Source organism: Streptomyces omiyaensis, from assembly GCF_014650895.1.
GTDB classification, from domain to species: Bacteria; Actinomycetota; Actinomycetes; order Streptomycetales; family Streptomycetaceae; genus Streptomyces; species Streptomyces omiyaensis.
The window spans coordinates 85,198-105,586 of record NZ_BMVV01000017.1; the positions used below are offsets into that span (position 1 = coordinate 85,198).

General features: G+C 73.1%; 18 protein-coding genes. 17 read left to right on the forward strand and 1 reads right to left on the reverse strand.

What is annotated here, in order from left to right; all coding sequences use genetic code 11:
- Positions 1 to 82 precede the first annotated feature (82 nt).
- From IE287_RS25475 to IE287_RS25520, 10 genes are all read left to right on the forward strand, one after another.
- Positions 83 to 1,321, forward strand: coding sequence for a DegT/DnrJ/EryC1/StrS family aminotransferase (locus tag IE287_RS25475; RefSeq protein ID WP_229883730.1), 1,239 nt, complete (start codon positions 83 to 85; stop codon positions 1,319 to 1,321).
- Positions 1,318 to 2,169, forward strand: coding sequence for a transketolase (locus IE287_RS25480; protein WP_189851518.1), 852 nt, complete (start codon positions 1,318 to 1,320; stop codon positions 2,167 to 2,169). Before IE287_RS25475 ends, IE287_RS25480 begins: the two co-directional genes overlap by 4 nt.
- Positions 2,166 to 3,134: a transketolase family protein gene (locus tag IE287_RS25485; protein ID WP_189851519.1), complete on the forward strand. Its 969-nt coding sequence runs from the start codon at positions 2,166 to 2,168 to the stop codon at positions 3,132 to 3,134. The genes IE287_RS25480 and IE287_RS25485 overlap by 4 nt, the downstream gene beginning before the upstream one ends.
- Entirely contained in the window at positions 3,131 to 3,310 is a 180-nt protein-coding gene (locus IE287_RS25490) for a lysine biosynthesis protein LysW (protein WP_229883731.1), read from the forward strand. Before IE287_RS25485 ends, IE287_RS25490 begins: the two co-directional genes overlap by 4 nt.
- 110 nt (positions 3,311 to 3,420) lie before the next feature.
- Positions 3,421 to 5,325 (forward strand): hypothetical protein, encoded by a 1,905-nt coding sequence (locus IE287_RS25495; protein ID WP_189851520.1) that lies wholly within the window; start codon positions 3,421 to 3,423, stop codon positions 5,323 to 5,325.
- A 115-nt stretch (positions 5,326 to 5,440) separates the two neighbouring features.
- Entirely contained in the window at positions 5,441 to 6,472 is a 1,032-nt protein-coding gene (gene argC, locus IE287_RS25500; protein ID WP_189851594.1) for an N-acetyl-gamma-glutamyl-phosphate reductase, read from the forward strand.
- A 22-nt stretch (positions 6,473 to 6,494) separates the two neighbouring features.
- Positions 6,495 to 7,364, forward strand: a complete 870-nt coding sequence (locus IE287_RS25505) for a [LysW]-aminoadipate kinase (protein ID WP_189851521.1) — start codon at positions 6,495 to 6,497, stop codon at positions 7,362 to 7,364.
- Positions 7,361 to 7,921 carry an adenylyl-sulfate kinase gene (cysC, locus tag IE287_RS25510; protein WP_189851522.1) on the forward strand — a complete coding sequence of 187 codons (561 nt, stop codon included), beginning with the start codon at positions 7,361 to 7,363 and terminating at the stop codon, positions 7,919 to 7,921. The genes IE287_RS25505 and cysC overlap by 4 nt, the downstream gene beginning before the upstream one ends.
- Before the next feature lie 14 nt (positions 7,922 to 7,935).
- The gene (gene cysD / locus IE287_RS25515) at positions 7,936 to 8,874 is read left to right on the forward strand and encodes a sulfate adenylyltransferase subunit CysD (RefSeq protein WP_189851523.1); all 939 of its coding nucleotides are present in this window, start codon (positions 7,936 to 7,938) and stop codon (positions 8,872 to 8,874) included.
- 6 nt (positions 8,875 to 8,880) lie between these two features.
- The gene (locus IE287_RS25520; RefSeq protein ID WP_189851595.1) at positions 8,881 to 10,182 is read left to right on the forward strand and encodes a sulfate adenylyltransferase subunit 1; all 1,302 of its coding nucleotides are present in this window, start codon (positions 8,881 to 8,883) and stop codon (positions 10,180 to 10,182) included.
- Between the two features lie 75 nt (positions 10,183 to 10,257).
- On the opposite strand, the gene IE287_RS25525 is transcribed toward IE287_RS25520, so the two are convergent.
- Complete coding sequence (locus IE287_RS25525) at positions 10,258 to 11,448, reverse strand: ATP-grasp domain-containing protein (protein ID WP_189851524.1); 1,191 nt, start codon at positions 11,446 to 11,448, stop codon at positions 10,258 to 10,260.
- 261 nt (positions 11,449 to 11,709) lie between these two features.
- Between IE287_RS25525 and IE287_RS25530 the strand changes: the two genes are divergently transcribed.
- The 7 genes from IE287_RS25530 (at position 11,710) to IE287_RS25560 (ending at position 20,368) form a co-directional block, all read left to right on the forward strand.
- Positions 11,710 to 12,849: a fatty acid desaturase family protein gene (locus IE287_RS25530; protein ID WP_189851525.1), complete on the forward strand. Its 1,140-nt coding sequence runs from the start codon at positions 11,710 to 11,712 to the stop codon at positions 12,847 to 12,849.
- Between the two features lie 119 nt (positions 12,850 to 12,968).
- A complete protein-coding gene (locus IE287_RS25535; RefSeq protein WP_189851526.1) occupies positions 12,969 to 14,900 on the forward strand; it encodes an FAD/NAD(P)-binding protein in 1,932 nt (643 codons plus the stop codon).
- Between the two features lie 93 nt (positions 14,901 to 14,993).
- A complete protein-coding gene (locus IE287_RS25540; protein ID WP_189851527.1) occupies positions 14,994 to 15,752 on the forward strand; it encodes an SDR family NAD(P)-dependent oxidoreductase in 759 nt (252 codons plus the stop codon).
- A gap of 280 nt (positions 15,753 to 16,032) precedes the next feature.
- Positions 16,033 to 18,999, forward strand: coding sequence for an AfsR/SARP family transcriptional regulator (locus IE287_RS25545; protein ID WP_229883732.1), 2,967 nt, complete (start codon positions 16,033 to 16,035; stop codon positions 18,997 to 18,999).
- A gap of 32 nt (positions 19,000 to 19,031) precedes the next feature.
- The gene (locus tag IE287_RS25550; protein WP_189851528.1) at positions 19,032 to 19,205 is read left to right on the forward strand and encodes a hypothetical protein; all 174 of its coding nucleotides are present in this window, start codon (positions 19,032 to 19,034) and stop codon (positions 19,203 to 19,205) included.
- 249 nt (positions 19,206 to 19,454) lie between these two features.
- Positions 19,455 to 19,634, forward strand: a complete 180-nt coding sequence (locus tag IE287_RS25555; protein WP_189851529.1) for a lysine biosynthesis protein LysW — start codon at positions 19,455 to 19,457, stop codon at positions 19,632 to 19,634.
- A 2-nt stretch (positions 19,635 to 19,636) separates the two neighbouring features.
- Positions 19,637 to 20,368, forward strand: coding sequence for a 2OG-Fe dioxygenase family protein (locus IE287_RS25560; protein ID WP_229883733.1), 732 nt, complete (start codon positions 19,637 to 19,639; stop codon positions 20,366 to 20,368).
- Positions 20,369 to 20,389 lie beyond the last annotated feature (21 nt).

Consider the following 20,389-nt stretch of genomic DNA (forward strand, 5'->3'; position numbering starts at 1 on the left):
TCGTGACCTCCCGGAGTGAAGAGTGAGCAGCAAGCTGGCAGCGCTCGGCGGTACGCCGGCCGTGCCGAAAGACCGACGTCATGTGCAGTGGCCCCTGATCGAGGACGAGGACCGCAAGGCCGTCCTCGACGCCCTCGACGGCGCCCGCCTGGTGTCCGACACCGACGGCGTGAACCCGGTCTCCGACCTGGAGCACGAGTGGGCCCGCCGCTTCGGCTTCGCGCAGTGCGTCGCGGTGTCCAACGGCACCGCCGCGCTGTCCCTGGCGCTGTCCGCGCTCGGCGTCGGCCCCGGGGACGAGGTGATCGTGCCCGCGCTCAGCTTCATCGCCACCGGGCTCGCGCCGGTGCACCAGATGGCGGTCCCGGTCTTCGCCGACATCGACCCGGTCACCTTCAACATCGACCCGGACGACATCGAGCGGCGGATCACGCCCAGGACCCGCGCGATCATCCCCGTCCACCTGCACGGCGCGCCCGCGGACATGGACCGCATCATGGCGATCGCCCGCAAGCACGACCTCGTGGTGGTCGAGGACGCCGCACAGGCCCCCGGGGCGACCCACCGCGGCCGCCCGGTCGGCGGGATCGGCGACGCCGGCTCCTTCAGCCTCCAGGTCAGCAAGAACATCCCGACCTGCGGCGAGGGCGGCCTGCTCGTGACCGGCAGCGGCGAACTGGCCGAGGCGATGCGCCGGGGCCGGCAGTTCGGCGAGGTGATCGAGGCCGGCCGCGACCGCGACTACGTCTCGTACGGCCTCGGCTGGAACCACAAGATGAACGCCCTCCAGGCCGCCTTCACCTCCGCGCAGCTCGCCCGCTTCGACGGGTACGAGGAGCGCCGGCAGCGGAACGTCACCGACTTCCTCGCCCGGCTCGCGGAGCTGCCCGGCCTCCGGGTGCCCACCGCGCTCCCCGACACCACCCACGTCTGGCACATCCTGCGCTTCCGCTTCGACCCGGTCGCGTTCGGCCTGGACGGCGTGGGCCCGCAGGCGCTGCGCTCGGCCCTGCGCCGGCTGCTGCGCGCCGAGGGCGTCCCGATGTCGCAGTACCAGCTGATGCCGCTGCCCGACCAGAAGGTCTTCGTCGACCGCCTCGGCTTCGGCTCGGGCCACCCGTGGGCCGTGACCGGCGCGCCCGGCACCGTCCGGGGCGAGGACTACCCGGTGACCCGCGAGGTCATCGCGGACTCGCTGACCCTCCAGAAGCGCCACCTCAACCCCGGCGCGGGCGAACTGCTCTCGCTGTACGCCGACGCCTTCGAGAAGGTGTGGGCCAACAGGGACATGGTGGCCACGCTCGCGAAGGCGGCGTCATGACCGGGACCCAGCTCCTCGAACGGGACGCGCTCGGGACGCTCGACGCCGTCGCCGCCCGCATCCGCCGGCACGTGGTCGACATGTGCGCCGGGCCCGAGGGCGGCCACCTCGGCGGCGGCCTCTCCTGCACCGACGTGCTCACCGCCCTGTACTTCTCCGTCCTCGACGTGGACCCGGCCCGGCCGGACGACCCGCACCGCGACCGCTTCCTGCTCAGCAAGGGCCACGCCGCCGTCGCGCTCTACGCGACCCTGGCCGAGCGCGGCTACTTCCCGGTCGAGGAGCTCGCCGACTTCGGCCGCCCCGGCAGCCGGCTGATGGGCCACCCGGTCCGCGCGGTGCCCGGCGTGGAGCTGCCGACCGGCTCGCTCGGCCACGGGCTCGCCCTGGCCTGCGGCTTCGCGCTGGCCGCCCGCCACGCGCAGAGCCCGGCGCGCAGCTTCGTCCTGCTCGGCGACGGCGAACTGCAGGAGGGCTCGGTGTGGGAGGCCGCGATCGCGGCCGCCAGTCTGCGCCTCGACCGGCTGGTCGCCGTCGTGGACTGCAACGGCCTCCAGCTGACCGGACCGACCCAGGGCATCGCGCCCATGGAGCCGCTGGCCGACCGCTGGCGCAGCTTCGGATGGGCGGTGCGCGAGGTGGACGGCCACGACCCGGCGCTGCTCGCCGAGCACCTCGACGGCGCGCCGTGGGAGCCGGGCAAGCCGAGCGTGCTGCTCGCCCGCACGGTCAAGGGCCACGGCGTGCCCTTCCTCGCCGGCCGCCCGGCGAGCCACTACGTCACCCTCTCGCCCCGCAACCACTCGCGGGCGCTGAACGCACTGCGAGCCACGGAGGACCTGGGATGAGCCGCGCGACCCGCGAGGCGTACCGGGACGCCCTCCTTCCGCTGCTGGCCCGCCACCCCGAGCTGATGTGCCTGGACTCCGACACCGGACTGTTCGGCGCGGACCACGCGGCGGCCGCCGGCGAGCAGTACCTCAACCTCGGCATCGCCGAGCAGAACCTGATGGGCGTGGCCGCCGGCATGGCGGCCTGCGGACGGGTCCCGTTCGTCAACACGATGGCCGCCTTCGCCACCTCCCGCGCCCTGGAGGCCATCAAGATCGACATCGCCTACAACCGGCTGCCGGTCCGCATCATGGCCACCCACGGCGGCCTGGCCGCGGGCCACCTCGGCCCCACCCACCAGGCCCTGGAGGACCTCGCCGTGATGCGGGTGCTGCCCGGCATGACCGTGGTGGTGCCGGCCGACGCCGCCGCCACGGAGGCGTTCGTCGAGCAGAGCCTGGACCTGCCCGGACCGCTCTACGTCCGCCTCGGCCGCAAGGCGACCCCGGCGCTGCCCGCCGGCCCGCCCCCCGTCATCGGACAGGCGCAGACGCTGCGCGAGGGCGGCGACGTCGTCCTCGCGAGCTGCGGCCCGTACCCCGTGCTCGCCTGCCTCGCCGCGGCGGACGCGCTCGCCGGACACGGCATCGAGGCCACCGTGCTGAACATGCACACGCTGCGGCCGCTCGACACCGAGACGCTGGTCGCCGCGGCCCGCCCGGCCGGCCTCGTCGTGACGCTGGAGGAGCACTGGCGCGGCGGCGGACTCGGCGGAGCGGTGGCCGAGACGCTGGCCGAGCGCGCGCCGGTACGGGTGGTGCGGCTGGGCGTGCCCGACACCTTCGTCACCGAGGTCGGCCACCAGGAACACCTCGTCGCGCACTACGACCTCACCGCGGAGCGGGTCGTCAGGACGGTCCGCACCGCCCTCGACACCGCGGCCCGCACGGGAGGAACCCGCCGAAAGGAACACGCCTCGTGACCACCACGACCGCCCTGCCCTGCCCGGAGTGCGAGGAGCCGGTGACCCTCGGCGCCTCGGTCCGGCTCAACGAGATCCTGGAGTGCGGGGGGTGCCGCAGCGAGCTGGAGACCGTCGCGCTCGACCCCGTGGTGCTCGCCCTCGCCCCCGAGGTCGAGGAGGACTGGGGCGAGTAGCCGTCCCCGGCAGTGGCCCGCCCCGGCGCGCCGTGCACGCCGGGGCGCGCCGCCCCCGGACCCTCCGCACAGCCCAGAGACCCCCGACTTCCCCGAAGGAGCACCACCTCATGCAGTCCGAACCCCACGGTCCCGGCGTCGGGACGGCAACCTTGACGCGCTCGCCGTTCTCGGTCCTCGACGACGCGGGTTCGTACGCCGCCGCCGTCGACGCGTTCCTCGCCGCGGACGCGCCCGCCCCCGTCCCGGTGTGGACCGGCGGACGGGCCGACCTGGCCGCCTCCGCCGAGCGCGCGGCCACCCTCTACGGGGAGGTGGCCCGCCCGGCCGCCCGCACCTACGGCGTCGTGCTCAGGCCCGAGTCCCTGCCGGCCGGACTGCACGCGCTGATCGCGCCCTGCGCCCTCACCTGGCTCGACCAGGAGGAGCTGGCCCCCGCCCTGCTCGACCGGCTCGCCCCGCGGGACGACGGCCGCCCCGAGCCGTACACCCTCCTGGTCGCCGGCCTCTACGAGCACTTCACGGTCGACCTGATCTGGCCGCTGATCCGCGCCGCCTCGCGCCGGCCGGAGGTGCGGCTGTCCTTCCTCACCGGCCGCGACGCCGCCTCCCTCGCCTGGTTCACCGCCAAGCAGTACGCCGTGCCCGCCCCGGACGTCCACGAGCTCGGGCTCTTCACCGGCGTCGACCGCGGCCTCACCCGCGACGGCATCCACCTGCGCAACGAGGTCGAGGTGGGCAACACGGACGTCAGGTCCGAGATCCTCGGCACCCGCTGGCGGCGGCTGATGCTCCAGGGCCACGGCAAGGACGACTCGATCAACCTCGCCGAGTACACCGTCTGCGGCCTGAACGAGACCGTCGGACGCGACCCGTCCCTGGTCGCCCCGATCTGCGCCACCTCCACCTGCTACAAGCCCGTGGACAAGCTGATCCAGCTCAGGGACGTCCGCGCCGCCGAGGTGGTGCTGAGCTCCTGCAACAACGCCCCCTTCTCCGACGCCGCCGTCTTCGACCCGAAGTACCAGCTGATGCTCAACGCGATCGACGGGACCGCCAAGAGCGTCGTCGGCGCCATCACCGTCCACGCCTCCGCCCGCCCGGAGAACCTCGTCTGGACCGAGGCCGCCCTGACGGGAGCCTCCTCGGCCGAGGCGCTCAACGCGAGCATCGGCACCTCGGAGCCGTACCCCGCCTACGTCCAGTTCGGCACCGGCGAGGACACGGGACCCGCGCCCGAACTGCCCGCCGTCGAGCCGGAACCGCTGCTCCTCACCGCCTCCGCCCGCCTCACCGCCTACCTGGCCGGCGGGGTGCTGGCCCCCAACCACCCGCTCCGCCCCCGCCTGAACAAGCTCGCCGTCAAGGTCGAGAGCCAGGTCTCCCGGCGCGACCTCGCGGTCCACCAGGACCGCACCCCGGTCCTGCGCGGCCTGATGGACGACCTGCAGTCGCTGGACGTGACGATCGCCACCCAGTTCACCAAGGACCCGGAGACCGAACTCAGCAACTGCTTCGCCTACTTCGCCGAGCGCAGCCGGATCGACATGTCCGACGTCAGCCACGTGCGCTGCCAGTGCGGCCGGCCCGCCGAGCGCTACAGCCGGCGCGCCCTCGTCCCCACCGCGCTCGACTTCGAGGGCGTCGTCTGCACCCGCTGCGGCGACGTCGCCTTCCGGCTCTTCGACTCCCCGTCGCTGCTCGTCCACGCCGAGGACGGCGCCGAACAGGGCAGCACCAACGAGGTGCGGGTCGCCGTGCGCGACGCCCGCCCCGGCATCCTGCGCCTCGGCCTCTTCTTCGCCAGCTACGGGCGCGCCGGCTGCACGATCGCACCGGACCTGCGCAAGGTCAGGATCGCCCCGGACGGCACCGGCGAGACGACGTTCACCCTGACGCTGGACCCCGGCATCCCGCCGCACGGCTACTACATGACGGCCTTCGCCGTGCAGGACCTCGCCGTGTCGATCGCCCGCCGCAACTTCGGCGTCCTGGCCGCCGCGGAGAAGGCCTGACCGATCGGCGGACCGGACCGGTCCGCGTACGTGAATTCCCTTGGATACCAAGACCGTTCGAATTGGAGGACGTGGTGGAGGCGCTTCGGAGCGTGCAGGTGAGGAGGGCGTGGACGTGCTGCGAGTGACGGTGGTCGGCGCGGCCGGCTACATCGGCGGGGAACTGCTGCGGCTGCTGCTGGGGCACCCCGAGGCCGAGGTGGTGGGCGCCGTGTCGTCCCGCTTCCCCGGCAAGCGGATCGACGGCGTGCATCCCAATCTGCGCTCCGTCACCGATCTGACCTTCTGCTCGGCCGAGGACGCGCCGGAGAGCGACGCGGTGTTCCTCGCGCTGCCCCACCGGGTGGCGATGACCCAGATCGAGCAGTGGCGCTCGCGCGCCGGCGTCGTCCTCGACCTGACCGGCGACTTCCGGCTCCACGACACCGAGGTCTTCCGGCGCTACTACGGCGAGGAGCACCTGGCGCCGAAGCTGCTGGACGACTTCGTCCCCGGCCTGCCGGAGCTCTACCGCGAGCGCCTGCGCACCGCCGACCTGATCAGCGTGCCCGGCTGCATGGCCACCGCCGCCGTGCTCGCCCTCCACCCCCTGGTGGCGCACGACCTGATCGACCCCGAGCGGGGCGCCCAGGTCGACGCCAAGACCGGCTCCAGCGGTTCGGGCGCCACCGCGGGCCAGGCCAACCTGCACGCCGAACGCAGCGGCGCGATGCGCGTCTTCGCGCCCACCCGGCACCGGCACGAGGCCGAGATCGCCCAGCACCTCGGCCTGCCGGCCGCCATGACCGCCACCGGCGTCGAGGCGGTCCGCGGAGCCCAGACCCTCTGCCACGCCACCCTGCGCCCGGGCGTCGGCACCAAGGACGTCCGCCGGGCCTTCCGCGAGTGCTACGCGGCCGAACCCTTCGTCCGGATCGTCGCCCACCAGCGCGGCATCTACCGCTACCCCGACCCCAAGATCCTGCTCGGATCGAACTTCTGCGACGTCGGCTTCGCCCTCGACGAGGACACCCGCCGGCTGAGCGCCATCGGAGCCCTGGACAACCTGGTCAAGGGCGGTGCCGGCAACGCCGTGCAGTCCCTCAACGTCCGCATGGGTCTCCCCGAGACCCTCGGCCTGACCTTCCCCGGCCTGCACCCGCTGTAGCCCCGGCCGAACCGGAGAGAGCGTGATCACCCCACCCCTGACCGTCGTCAAGTGCGGCGGCAACCCCGCCGTCGACGCCGCAGGCATCTGCGCCGACATCGCCCGCCTGGTCCACCAGGGCCACTCCATCCTGCTCGTCCACGGCGGCTCCGGCGAGATCGCCCGGCTGTCCGGCCGGCTCGACGTCCCGCAGCGCACCCTGGTCGCACCGGACGGCGTGTCCACCCGCTACACCGACCCCGACACCCTCGACGTGGTCCTCCTCGCCCTGGCCGGTTCGGTCAAACCCCGGCTGGTGGCGGAACTCTCCCGCCACGGCGTGCCCGCCGTCGGCCTCACCGGCATGGACGGCGGCATGCTGCGGGCCCGCCGGAAGGCCGCCGTCCGCGCCGTCGTCGACGGCCGCACCGTCCTGGTCCGCGACAACCACAGCGGCCGGATCGCCACCGTGCGCCCCGAACTCCCCGCGGACCTGCTGCGGGCCGGCTACGTCCCGGTGGTCTCGCCCCCGGCCATCGACGAGCACGACCGGCCCGTCAACGTCGACGCCGACCGCGCCGCCGCCGCCCTGGCCGCCGCCCTCGGCGCCGACCGGCTGCTGCTGCTCACCGGCGCGCCCGGGGTCCTCGCCGACCCCGGCGACCCCACCAGCCTCCGCGACCGCGTCGAGGTCGCACCCGCCGGCGCGCCCGACCCGTCGGCCACCGGCGGCATGGCGCTCAAGCTCATCGCCGCCCGCGAGGCACTGGCCGGCGGTGTCACCACCGTCCGCGTCGCGGACGGACGCACCCCCGACCCCGTCAGCCGGGCCCTCGCCGGGGCCGGCACCACCGTGCACCTCGCCGGCGCCGGCGCGGCGCGGGACCGCTCGCACGAGGAGGTCCCGGCATGAGCGCGACCGACGGCGGGACCGCCGGATGGCGGGGCGGCACGGTCTGGCTGACCGGACTGCCGAGCGCGGGCAAGTCGACCGTCGCGGCCGGTCTCGCCGCACGGCTCTCGGCCGAAGGCCACCGCGTCCAGGTCCTCGACGGCGACGAGGTCCGCGCCGCGCTCTCCCCCGACCTCGGCTACTCGAAGGCCGACCGGGACACCAGCGTGCGGCGCGTCGGGTTCCTCGCCCGGCTCCTCGCCCAGCACGGCGTCACCGTGCTGGCCCCCGTCATCGCCCCCTACGCGGAGTCCCGCGCCGCGGTGCGCGACCAGCACGCGGCACACGGCGTCGGCTACCTGGAGGTGCACGTGGCGACCCCCGTGGAGAACTGCGCCGCCCGGGACGTCAAGGGCCTCTACGCCCGACAGGCGGCGGGCGAGATCAGCGGCCTCACCGGCGCGGACGCCCCCTACGAGGCGCCGGTCGACCCCGATCTGCGCCTCCACACGCAACACAACACGATCGACGAGTCGGTCCGGCAGGTGCGTGCGCTGCTCGCTGCACGGGGACTGTGACGAAGGAGAGTGACATGACTGTTGTCGACACCGCCGGCACGCTGCGCCCGCCGCGGCCGGCGCCGCCGGACCACCTCGCCGCCCTGGAGGCCGAGGCGGTGCACATCTTCCGCGAGGCCGCGGCCCAGTTCGAGCGACCGGTCCTGCTCTTCTCGGGGGGCAAGGACTCGATCGTCATGCTGCACCTCGCGGCCAAGGCCTTCTGGCCCGCGAAGGTCCCCTTCGGCCTGCTGCACGTGGACACCGGGCACAACTTCCCCGAGGTGCTGGAGTACCGCGACCGGGCCGCGGCCCGGGCCGGCGTCCGCCTCGACGTGGCACGGGTCCAGGACTACATCGACGACGGGCGGCTGCGCGAACGCCCCGACGGCACCCGCAACCCGCTCCAGACCGTGCCGCTGCTCGACGCCGTGACCGCGCACCGCTTCGACGCCCTCTTCGGCGGCGGCCGGCGCGACGAGGAGAAGGCCCGGGCCAAGGAGCGCGTCTTCTCGCTGCGCGACGAGTTCGGGCAGTGGGACCCGCGGCGCCAGCGCCCGGAGCTGTGGTCGCTCTACAACGGCCGGCACAGCCCCGGCGAGCACGTGCGGGTCTTCCCGCTGAGCGACTTCACCGAACTGGACGTGTGGCAGTACATCGAGCGCGAGCGGATCGAACTGCCCTCGATCTACTTCGCCCACGAGCGCGAGGTCTTCCGGCGCGGCGGCATGTGGCTCACCGCCGGCGACTGGGGCGGCCCCGCCCGGGGCGAGACGGTCCACACCCGCCGGGTGCGCTACCGCACCGTCGGCGACATGTCCTGCACCGGTGCCGTCGAATCCGACGCGGTGACGGTGCGGGAGATCATCGCGGAGATCGCCGCCTCGACGCTGACCGAGCGCGGCGCGACCCGAGCCGACGACAGGATGTCCGAGGCGGCCATGGAAGACCGCAAGCGCGAGGGGTATTTCTAGATGAGCATGTCCACGGTGCCGCTCGCGGCCGGGAACACGGATGCCGCACGGCCGGGCTCGCTGCTCCGGCTCGCCACGGCGGGCTCGGTCGACGACGGCAAGTCGACCCTCGTCGGCCGGCTGCTCCACGACACCAAGCAGGTCTTCGCCGACCAGCTCGACGCCGTCGAGCGGGTCTCCCGCGAGCGCGGACTGGAGGCCCCGGACCTCGCCCTGCTGACCGACGGGCTGCGCGCCGAACGGGAACAGGGCATCACGATCGACGTCGCCTACCGCTACTTCGCGACGCCCCGGCGCCGCTTCATCCTGGCCGACACGCCGGGACACGTGCAGTACACGCGGAACATGGTCACCGGCGCGTCGACCGCGCAGGTCGCCGTCGTGCTGGTCGACGCGCGCCACGGCGTGGTCGAGCAGACCCGCCGGCACGCCGCCGTCGCCGCGCTGCTGAACGTGCCCCACGTCGTCCTGGCCGTGAACAAGATGGACCTCGTCGGCTACGCCGAGGACGTCTTCGCCCGGATCGCGGACGAGTTCACGGAGTACGGCAGGGCGCTCGGCATCGCCGCGATGACGGCGATCCCGGTCAGCGCCCTGCGCGGGGACAACGTCGCGCAGCCGTCCGGACGGATGGACTGGCACACCGGCCCGACCCTGCTCGAACACCTGGAGACGGTCGACGCCGACCGCGACGCCTCGGTCTCCCCGGCGCGCCTGCCGGTGCAGTACGTGCTGCGCCCGCAGAGCGCCGAGTTCCGCGACTACCGCGGCTACGCGGGCCAGATCACCTCGGGCGTCTTCCGCCCGGGCGACGCCGTCGTCGTGCTGCCCTCGGGCCGGCGGACGACGATCGCCGGGATCGACCGGCTCGGCGAGCGCGACGTCGACGCCGCCCGCGCCGAGGAGTCGGTGACGATCCGCCTGGCCGACGACGTGGACGTCGCGCGCGGCGACCTCATCGCCGCCGTCGACCAGGCCCCGCGGGTGACCCGGGAGGTGACCGCGACCGTCTGCCACATCGCCGACCGGCCGCTGCGCGCCGGCGACCGCGTCCTGCTGCGCCACGGCACCGCCGTGGTCAGGGCCGTGGTCCGCTCGCTCGACTCGGTCCTCGACCTGGAGACGCTGCGCCGGCTGCCGGGCCCGGGGGCCCTGAAGGCCAACGACATCGGCCGCGTCACGCTGCGCACGGCCTCGCCGCTGCCGCTCGACGACTACGCCGACCACCGGCGCACCGGCTCGTTCCTGCTGGTCGACGAGGCCGACGGGGCCACGCTGACGGCCGGCATGGTCGCGTCGGACGCCTGAGCGGACGGCGCGAAGCCCGGTCCACCACACCCCGCGGGTGGTGGACCGGGCTTCAGACGTTCCCGGGGGAGCGGGTCACGGCCTGACGCGGTACTCGACGGTGTCGAGGACCCGCGCCGCGTGCTCGCGCAGCCGCTCCGGGGAGTCGCCCGTCATCGAGAAGGTGAGGAAGAAGTTCTCCATGTCCAGTCGCGTGACCCGGAAGCCGTTGTTCAGCCGCACGTGGAGGACGCCGGGCAGGGCGAGCAGTTCGGCCTCGGTCGTGACCACCTCCACCGTGCCGATCTCCTCCGCCTCCACGTCCATCCAGCCGATGAACGGCCGCTCGCGCAGCGTCGGCAGCTCCTGCGGCGCGTACTCGCCCAGCGCCATGGAGACGATCACCGCGAACACGTCGATCCCGTACAGCTCCTGGATCGACCGGGGGATCTCGCCGCCGCCGGCCCGGACGTTGATCTCGACGAGCTCGGTCCTGCCCTCCGGCGAGCTCCGGCCCTCGAAGTGCAGCCACAGCTGGTCGAGGCCGCGGTCGGCGCACAACCTGTCGATCGCCTCGCACAGGACCCGCACCCCTTCGCGCACGTGGTCCTGCTGGGGCGGGTGGAACTCGAGGCCCGCGTCATGGTGCCTGACGTCGTCGTGGTCGGGCTTCTCGACCGCGAGGAGCGGGTGGAAGCGGCCGTTCAGCACGGGCCCGTCGACGGAGAACTCGGTACCGGGCAGGAACTCCTCGGCGATCAGCTCCACACCGCCCGCCCCCTTCTCCTCCAGGTGCCGGAGGTGGGCGAGCAGTTCCTCCCGGTCGTCCACCCGCTTGACCAGGTACGAGGCCGAGGACTCCCGCGCGGGCTTGACGATGGCGGGGAAGAAGTCCACGGCCGCCGGGTCGTCGGTGAACCTGATCCCGGACAGGCCCAGGTCCCGCATGTGCCGCCGCACCAGGTTCTTGCTCGCCAGCACGGCGCGGCCGGGGCCGCCGCCCGGGAGGTCGTAGTGGGTGACGAGCGCGATGTTCCACTCGATCAGCTTCTCGATCATGCTGACGACGGCGATCGGCACGATGCCCCGCTCGTCGATCCGGGCCGTGAGGGCCGACAGCTCCTCGCCGTCCCAGTCGAACACCAGGTGGTCGTCGCAGAGGCCGGCGTTCGGGTCGTCCGGCAGGTTCGAGACCAGCACCGGCCGCAGACCGCGGGACCGGAGCTCCTCGACCGCGGCGGGCACGTTGCCGATGGCAATCCAGGAAAGAACGAGCACGGATTTCATGTCGCGGACCTCCGGGGGGCTTTCGGGAAGCGGTGTCTGATGACACGCGGGCGCCAATGCTGGCACAACGGCGAGCCGTGACGGATAAGCGAGATGACTAGTCTCCGGCGTCCCGGTAAATGCCTTGATCCCCCACGGATAAACCTGTGGCAGACGTGCCCGGAGACAAGGCGCCTATAACGTCCTGCGGACGGCGCCGTCCGGCGTCTCCCTCCATCCGAAAGAACGCATTGCACCGTGCGTACAGACCGAAGGACGGGCATGTCCGCAATAGAGCAACTGAACTTCGACCGACTGGCTCCCGGGGTCCGAAAGGAACTCCGGGAGCTCTGCCGGCTCGACAACCACCACGGCCCGCTGGCAATTCTCTTCGAGTACGCACTGATCGCCGGATCCATAGCTCTCTGCGTCGCGGGCTCGTACTGGTTCTATCCGGTGGCCCTGGTCGTCATCGGCTCCACCCAGCGCTTCCTCGCCCACTTCCTGCACGAGTCGTCCCACAAGGTGCTCGCCCGGAACCGGACGCTGAACCTGATCGGCGGCACGGTGCTCTCCGGATACCTGGTGTGGCACCTGCTCGGCCCCTACCGCAGCTCGCACGTCGGCAACCACCACCGCAACCTGGGCGACGCCGAGAACGACCCCGACTACAGCTTCCACATCGAGTGCGGCCTGTACGACACCGAGCGCTCCGACCGGTACTTCTTCTACAAGCACCTCGTCCTCTCGGCCCTCGGACTGCGCGCCTTCGACTACATCCGGTACGTGGCCCGCGAACGGCTCTTCTTCGACGCCTCCCAGGTCACGGTCTCCGTGCCGGTGTCGCTCCGGGTGGAGCGCGTCGTCGTGCTCACCCAGTGGGCGGCCGTCGTCGGGGTCTGCGCCTGGTTCGGGTGGCTGCCCGAGCTGGCCCTGTTCTGGTTCGTCCCGCTGTTCACCACCAACGCGGCCATCGGCTGGCTCGCCGAACTGGCCGAGCACTACCCGATGCCGGAGAGCGAGCAGCAGCCGGTGCTGCTCACCCGCAACCGCCACGGCCGCTTCCTGGAGCGGTTCCTGATCAGCCGTCACAACGACCGGTACCACCTGGTCCACCACCTGAACACCGGCATCCCGCACTGGAACCTGGGCCGCGCCCACCGGGTCATGCTCCAGGACCCCGGCTACGCCGCCTGGGACGGCCTGTGGGCCGGCGCCTTCACCACGCCCCGCTCGCGCAAGGGCAAGGAGACCGTCATCAGCTACGCCGCCAAGTACCGCAGGTGGCGCCAGGCCGGCGGCGACCCCGCCGGGGCGAGCCCGACCTTCGCCCAGCTCATGATGCTCGCGGCCGAACCCGGCTCCGCGACGCCCGCCCCGGCCGGGCGCTCCGGCACGCGGCTGACGGGCGTGCCGGGCTGACGCCTCCCGCCCCGGCGCGGCGCGGCCGGGGGCCGGGACCCGCCCCGGCCCCGGCCGCGCCGGACGGCACGACACCCATGCGACACGAACCAAGCCCGAGCGAGGCGTAGGAGCGGAACATGACCAGGACACCGACCGTGGCGATCATCGGCGCCGGCCCGCGCGGCACCTCACTCCTCGAACGCCTCGTCGCCAACGCCGCCGAGTGCGCCCCGGACCGGCCGATCACCGTCCACGTCATCGACCCCCATCCACCGGGCGGCGGCCGCATCTGGCGGTCCGAGCAGTCACCGCTGCTGTGGATGAACACCACGACCGACGAATGCACCATGTTCACCGACGAGACCGTCACGTGCGAAGGCCCGGTCGTCCCCGGTCCCACCCTCGGCGAATGGGCCCGGCAGCTGGCCGGGGGAAACCTCCCGGCGCCCCCGGGATTCCTCCCCGCCCCCTCCGCCTCGGCCGAGGCGGGAAGGATGCGGGACGGCTGGTACACCACCCGCACGACGCAGAGCGACTATCTTTCGTGGGCGTTCTGGAAGTCGGTGGAGAACGGCATGCCCCGGGTGCGGGTCCATTCGCACACGGGCCGGGCCGTCGACGTGCACGACCTTCCCCTCGGCCGGCAGCGCGTCGTCCTGGCGGACGGCCTTCCCCCGGTGGACGCCGACGTCGTTCTCTTCGCGCAGGGAAACGTCGATATCGCCCCGAACGCGGAAGAGGCACGGCTGGCGGAATACGCGGCCGCCCACGGCCTCGGTTATCTTCCGCCGGGATCGACCGTCGACCATTCCCTCGACCACATATCCGCCGGGGAACCGGTGATCGTGCGCGGACTCGGACTGTGTTTCGTCGACACCGCCGTGCTGCTGACCTCCGGGCGCGGCGGCACGTTCCACCGCGACGCGTCCGGCGAGCTGCGGTACACGCCGTCCGGCGAGGAACCCGTCCTCTACGTGGGCTCGCGGCGCGGCGTGCCGTACTGGCCGAAGATGCAGTACGGCCTGAACGGAACCCCGGAACCGTGCGGTCACCTCGACGCCGAGGCCGTGGCCGCCCTCGGCGACCGCCCCCTGGACTTCGCCCTGGACCTCTGGCCGCTGATGGTCCGCGAGATCACGCACGCGGGCTACCGCGAGCTCGCGGCATCGCACGGGGAACTCCTGGACGTCGACGCCCGCCGGTTCGCCGAGCGCCTCGACACCCTCGACTGGGACGGGCCGGAGCTCAAGGAACTCGTCGAACGCGCGGTGCGGTTCGACGAGGACCGGATCGACGTGCAGGAGACGGTCCAGCCGCTGGCCGGCCGCCGCTTCCCCGACCTGGACGCCCTGCAGAACTGGATGACCGACTACATCGACGCGGGGGTCCGGCGCGGACGCGACCCCCGGCACAGCGCGAGCCTGGCCATGCTGCACGGCCTGACCCACGCCTTCCACCGGCTGGTCGAACTCGTCGGCGAGAAAAGGCTCTCGCCCACCGCGTGGGACCACGACCTGCCCGCCTTCCTCGACCTCTGCCGGTTCCTCACCAGCGGACCGCCCGGACCGCGGCTGGAGGAGCTCCTCGCCCTGACCCGCGCCGGCGTCGTCAGGTTCCTCGGCGCCGAGACGAAGGTGACCACCGGCGAGGGGCTGTTCCACGCGCGGTCGGGCAACGTCGACGCGTCGGTCACGGCCCGGACCCTCATCGAGGCCCGGCTCCCGGAGCGGACCGTGCTCCGCGTGGACGACCCGCTGCTGCGCGCGCTCATCCGGCGCGACGAGATCAGGGAGGAGGGCGCGCCGGCCCCCGACGGCGGCGACCGCTATCCCACCGGGGTCATCGACACCGCGCGCCTCATCGAGACCGACGACGCGCACCGCCTCAAGCGTGCCGACGGAACCGTCCACGAGAGCCGCTTCGGGGCGGGAATCCTGTTCTCGGGATCCCTGCTGGCCTCCGGCCGGTTCCCCTCCCCGCGCAGCGACGACGAGTTCTTCCGGCAGAACGACACGATCGCCCGCGCCGCGCTCCGGGAGCTGTGCCGACGCGAGGAGCCGCTCCCGTGACGCCCCCGCTCCCGAGGCCCCGACCGGACCGGTGCCCCGCCGGTTCCCCTTCTCCGCACACCTCCCACCTCGACACGCAACAGGAGAGAACCAGTGAGTGACTTCACGGGACTGGTCGCGATCGTCACCGGCGGTTCGTCGGGAATCGGTCTGGCCACGGCGAAACTGCTGCACAGCAGGGGAGCCTCGGTCGCCGTACTCGACCTGGAACCGGACGGGCTCCCGGACGGCATCCTCGGCGTCCGGACCGACGTCCGTGACGACGCCCAGGTCAAGTCCGCCGTCGACGCCGTGGCCGAGCGGTTCGGCAGACTGGACGTCGTGGTGAACAACGCCGGCATCGGCGCGGTCGGCGACGTGACGCAGAACGGCGACGAGGAGTGGGCGCGGGTCCTGGACGTCAACGTGATCGGGATGGTCAGGGTCGCCCGGCACGCCGTACCCCACCTGCGGCGCTCGCCCGCCGCGGCGATCGTCAACACCTGCTCGATCGTCGCCTGGGCGGGAGTGCAGCAGCGGGTGCTCTACTCGGCGAGCAAGGGCGCCGTCCAGGCACTCACCCTGGCCATGGCCGCCGACCACGTCCGCGAGGGCATCCGGGTCAACTGCGTCGCCCCCGGCTCCGCCGACACCCCGTGGATCGACCGCTCCCTCCGGGACACGCCCGACCCCACGGCCGCCCGGGCCGCCCTGGACGCCTTCCAGCCGACCGGACGCCTGGTGACGGTCGAGGAGATCGCGGACGCCATCGCCTACCTGGCCGGCCCCCGGTCGAGCGCGACGGTGGGCACCGTGCTCGCCGTGGACAACGGCATGCACGGCCTGCGCCTGCGCCCCCCGGTCCCGTCCTAGGGCCTGTCCGACCCTTCCCGTCGGGTCCGACCCGTCCGGAAGATCCCGTCCCGCGCGCGGCGTCCGGTACGCACGGCCGCCGCGCGCTCCCCCTCCGGGCATACCGCGCAGCTTTTCGGACAGGTCCTAGTTGACAAGTCCGCACCGCACCTGGTGATGCGCCGAACGAGATGATCTACTCTCGCGAAGTCAGGTATGCCGTCCGGGGGGAGGCTAAAGGGTGCAGGCTGCTACGTCGAGGCGTATTCAGGACGACACCGGTCACAGACCGGAGTTCGCCGTGCTGGGCTCTCTGGAGGTCCGCAGCGGCGGCGAGGCCGTGCCGGTCGGCGGAGCGCTCCAGCGGCGCGTCCTGGTGACCCTGCTGCTGGAGGCCGGGCGCGTCGTGCCCGTCTCCCGCCTCGTCGCGGCCGGCTGGAACGAGGAACCCCCGGACAGCGCCGAGCACCAGGTGCGCAAGGCGGTCGCCAAGCTCCGCAGCCGCATCCCGTGCGACCCGCCCTTCATCGTCACCGACGGACCCGGATACCGCGCGGACGTCACCACCGACCAGCTCGACCTGCTGCGCCACCAGCAGCAGCTGGCCCAGGCCAGGGCGATGCTGGAGGCCGGGGAACCGGAGCGGGCCGCCGCCCGCTTCCGCGACGCCCTGGCCCTGTGGCGGGGACCGGTGCTCTCCGGCGACGGCGGCCGGGTCATCGACGCCGCCTCGGCGGCCCTGGAGGAACAGCGGCTCACCGCGGCCGAACAGCTCTACGACCTGTGCATCGCCGCGGGCGCCGCCGCCGAGGTCACCGGCGAGCTGCGGGCCCTCGTCGAGGAGCACCCGCTGCGCGAGACGCTGCGCAGCCGGCTCATGCTCGCCCTCTACCGCTCGGGCCACCAGGCCGCCGCGCTCGCGGAGTTCGCCCGCGCCCGCGCCCACCTCGCCGACGAGCTCGGCATCGACCCGGGCGTCGAGCTCACCGAGCTCCACGAACGCATCCTGCGCCAGGACCGGTCGCTCGTCCACCATCCCGCCCGCCCGCCCTCCCCCGCCCCGGCCGAACCGCCGGAGGTGCCGTACGCCCTTCCCTTCGACGTCCGCGACTTCTCGGGCCGCGACGCGGAACTCCAGTGGGTCTGCGACGCGGCCGCCCGCGCCCTGCCCCGGGTGCCGACGGTCCTCGCCCTCGACGGCATGGGAGGCAGCGGCAAGACGGCGCTGGCCGTGCGCGCCGCCCACCGGCTGGCCGAGCAGTACCCGGACGGCAGCCTCTTCATCGACCTGCACGGCTTCACCCCGGGCAAGACGCCGCTCAGCGCCTTCGACGCCCAGGGGGACCTGCTCGCCGCCGCCGGCGTGCCCAGCGACGAGATCTCCACGGTGCCCGCCGGCCGCGCCGCGCGGTGGCAGTCGTACATCCGGGGACGCCGCATGCTGCTGCTCCTGGACAACGCCGCCGCCTCCGAGCAGGTGCGCGGACTGATCCCCGCCTCCTCCGACAGCCTGGTCCTGATCACCAGCCGGCCGCGGCTGACCGGCCTCGACGGAGCCGGATGGCTCTCCGTGGGCGCCCTCTCGGAGTCCGACAGCCACCAGATCCTGCTGAGGACGCTGGGCGAGGAACGGGTCCGCAACGAGCCGGACGCGGCCCGCGAGCTGCTGCACCTGTGCGGAGGGCTGCCGCTGGCCGTCAGGATCGCCGCGGCCCGGCTGGCGAACCGCCCCCACTGGACCCTGCGGCGGCTCGCCGAGAGGCTGCGGGACCACAACCGGCGGCTGGACGAGCTCACCAGCGAGGGCAGGGGAGTCGCCGGCGCGCTGCTGCTGTCGTACCAGTCCATGCCCGACGACCAGCGCACCGCCTTCCTCCTCCTCGGCCACCACCCCGGGCGCTACCTGGACACCGAGGAGGCCGCCGCCCTCCTGGACACGGACGTCCTGACGGCCGAGGGCGTGCTGGAGGAACTCGTCGACATCCGGCTCCTGGAGGCCCGGGAATCGGGGGTGTACGCCCTGCACGACCTGGTGCGCAGCTTCGTCCACCGGGTCGCGCGGGGCGAGCGGACGTGGGAGACCGGACGGGCGGTGCGCCGGCTGCTCGACCACTACGTCCACATGGCCGAGTGCGCCGGCGACACGCTCTTCCCCGGCCGACGCAGCGTGGGCGACGAGGCGGGCGGCGCGCACGAGGAGTTCGACCACAAGGACAAGGCGCTCCACTGGCTCGACCAGCACCGCGACGGCATGCTCGCGGCCGTGGACGCCGCCTACGACGAGGGCCTGCTGTGGCACGCGGCGCGGCTCCCGCGCGAACTGGGCTTCCACTCCAGCGTCCGCGCCTACGACGCCAGCGCGAACGCCGCCCTGGAGAAGGGGGTGAGCGCCGCGCGACGGCTCGGGGACCTGTCCCTGACCCGGCTCAACCTGACCAACCTCGCCATGGGCAAATGGCGCCTCGGGCAGCTGGGCGACGCGATCGCCCGCCTGGAGGAGGCCGTGGAGCTGTCCCGGCAGATGGCCGACGAGCACAGCGAGGCCGCGTGCCAGGCCCGGCTGGGGCAGGCGTACAACAGCATGGGGGAGCTGGAACGCGCGCTGGAGCTGAACCAGGAGGTCAACCGGCGCTCCAAGGAGCTCGGCCTGACCCGGCTCGGCGGCTCGTCCCTCAGCATGCTCAGCCTGATCCAGGTCCGCCTGGGACGCTTCGACGAGGCGGCGGAGTCGGCGCAGCAGGCGCTGTCCGTCTTCGAGTCGATCCAGGAGGTCCAGCTCTCCGTGGACGCGCTGAGCAACCTCTCCCAGGCGATGGAGGGGCTCGGCCGCCTGGAGGAGGCGCTCGCCCGGGCCGACGCGGCACTGGAACGGTGCGAGCGGATCAGCATGCCGTCGGTGCTGCCCCTCGTCCTCGCCCGCCGGGCCGACGTGCTGACGCGCATGGGGGAGCTGAACGAGGCGGCGCACAGCGCCGACCAGGCCCTCCTCAAGGCCGCCAGGGGCACCGGCGACATCCACCGGGCCGGCGTCCACCTCACGGTGGGACGGGTCCGGTACGCCCAGGGCGAGCTGGAACTCGCGCGCGCCCAGCAGCTGCTGGCCCACGAGATCGCCTGCCGCATGGAACTGCGCTACGACGAGGCGTGCGCGCTCTGGGACCTCGCCCGCACCGCCGAGACCCGTGGCCAGCTGGAGCTGGCCCGGCAGCACCGCTCGGCCGCGGACGACCTCTTCTCTCTCATGAACGTGCCGGAGACGGCGCGATGAGCCCCGAGCGGCTCTTACGAAGGAGTCTGCACATGCGCCGTCTCGCCCGGTCCGCCGCCTCGGTGCTCGTCCTCGGCGTGCTGCCGGGCTGCGTCACCGTGGTCACCGCCGCCCGGTCGGCACTGGCGGTCCAGCAGCACGTCCCGGTGGCCGCGCCGCCGCCCGGGACCGCCGCGGGCCCCGGCGACAACCACGGCAACGACTGATCCGGCCCCATCCGGAAGGAACGGCCCGGGGCGTCTCCTCCGATCCGGAGGAGACGCCCTAGTCGGCACGCTTACCCCGGGTGCGACCCGGTCGGTGATCCGCCCGCCCGGGGTAGTCGCGACGCGGACGAAGGAACCGGACGGCCGCCCTAGGTTGGGGTTCAAGACGGTGCGCCCTCCGTCGGAAAAGGAACAGGCGGACCGGCGGATCCCCCCGGTCGCCGCAGAGATCCGGAAGGAGCACATCTCATGACCACGGCCATTTCGCACGCCTGCCCGGAGTGCGAGGAGTCGGTGCCGGTCGCCGATTCGGTGCGGCTCAACGAAATTCTGGAGTGCGCGGGCTGCCGGAGCGAGCTGGAGATCGTGGCCCTGAGCCCCGTCGTGCTCGCCCTCGCGCCCGAGGTCGAAGAGGACTGGGGGGAGTGACCGTGATCACCGTCGATTCGGCGGCCGACATCGCGCCCGCCGCGACGAAGGACCTCGCGGTGTTCGGTGCCCACCTCGTCCGGAGCGACGACTTCTCGTCGCTGACGGGCGTCTCCCGGGACGAGTGGGCGGAGTTCTCCGCGCACTGGGAGGCCCTCCACCGCGACCCCTACATGACGGACGGCGGCACCTACCGCTACCGCCGCTACGGCCAGTTCGAGCTGGAGACGGAGTCCGGCGAGCTCACCTGGCTCCCGCACGGCCCGTACCGCCAGGAGGCGGACGTCAACAAGCTGCACGGCGGCGTGGACCGGTACTACGAGCCGCTCACCGAGCCGTTCGTCGGCGGTCCCGTCCTGCGCCGCGTGCTGACGAGCCTGGCCGGGATCTTCAGCGGGGTCGAGGGCACCCGGAAGTGGAACGTCAAGGTGACCCCCATCCGGACGGTCGCCACGAAGGAGCGGGCCGGCGAGCCGACTCCGGAGGGCCGGCACCAGGACGGTGTCACCTTCATCACGTCGCTGATGATCGGCCGCGCCAACGTGACCGGCGGCGAGAGCACCGTCTACACGCAGGACGGCGACCTGCTCGTCACCACGACGCTCTCCGAGCCCGGCGACATCCTGCTCGGCGACGACCGCAGCACCCTGCACGCGGTCTCGGCGGTGCGCCCCGAGGACGACGGGGAGCAGGGCCACCGCGACGTCCTGATCATGGCCTTCACCGCGCTGTGATCCCCGCCCGTCCGCGATCGG

What these genes read in the sequence shown, in the direction of transcription:
- cysC (WP_189851522.1), top strand. Translation starts at nt 7,361, where the DNA reads ATGAGCGCGACCGACGGCGGGACCGCCGGATGGCGGGGCGGCACGGTC.
- IE287_RS25480 (WP_189851518.1), top strand. Translation starts at nt 1,318, where the DNA reads ATGACCGGGACCCAGCTCCTCGAACGGGACGCGCTCGGGACGCTCGAC.
- IE287_RS25525 (WP_189851524.1), bottom strand. Translation starts at nt 11,448, where the DNA reads ATGAAATCCGTGCTCGTTCTTTCCTGGATTGCCATCGGCAACGTGCCC.
- IE287_RS25520 (WP_189851595.1), top strand. Translation starts at nt 8,881, where the DNA reads ATGTCCACGGTGCCGCTCGCGGCCGGGAACACGGATGCCGCACGGCCG.
- IE287_RS25555 (WP_189851529.1), top strand. Translation starts at nt 19,455, where the DNA reads ATGACCACGGCCATTTCGCACGCCTGCCCGGAGTGCGAGGAGTCGGTG.
- IE287_RS25485 (WP_189851519.1), top strand. Translation starts at nt 2,166, where the DNA reads ATGAGCCGCGCGACCCGCGAGGCGTACCGGGACGCCCTCCTTCCGCTG.
- IE287_RS25535 (WP_189851526.1), top strand. Translation starts at nt 12,969, where the DNA reads ATGACCAGGACACCGACCGTGGCGATCATCGGCGCCGGCCCGCGCGGC.
- IE287_RS25495 (WP_189851520.1), top strand. Translation starts at nt 3,421, where the DNA reads ATGCAGTCCGAACCCCACGGTCCCGGCGTCGGGACGGCAACCTTGACG.
- cysD (WP_189851523.1), top strand. Translation starts at nt 7,936, where the DNA reads ATGACTGTTGTCGACACCGCCGGCACGCTGCGCCCGCCGCGGCCGGCG.
- IE287_RS25550 (WP_189851528.1), top strand. Translation starts at nt 19,032, where the DNA reads ATGCGCCGTCTCGCCCGGTCCGCCGCCTCGGTGCTCGTCCTCGGCGTG.
- IE287_RS25530 (WP_189851525.1), top strand. Translation starts at nt 11,710, where the DNA reads ATGTCCGCAATAGAGCAACTGAACTTCGACCGACTGGCTCCCGGGGTC.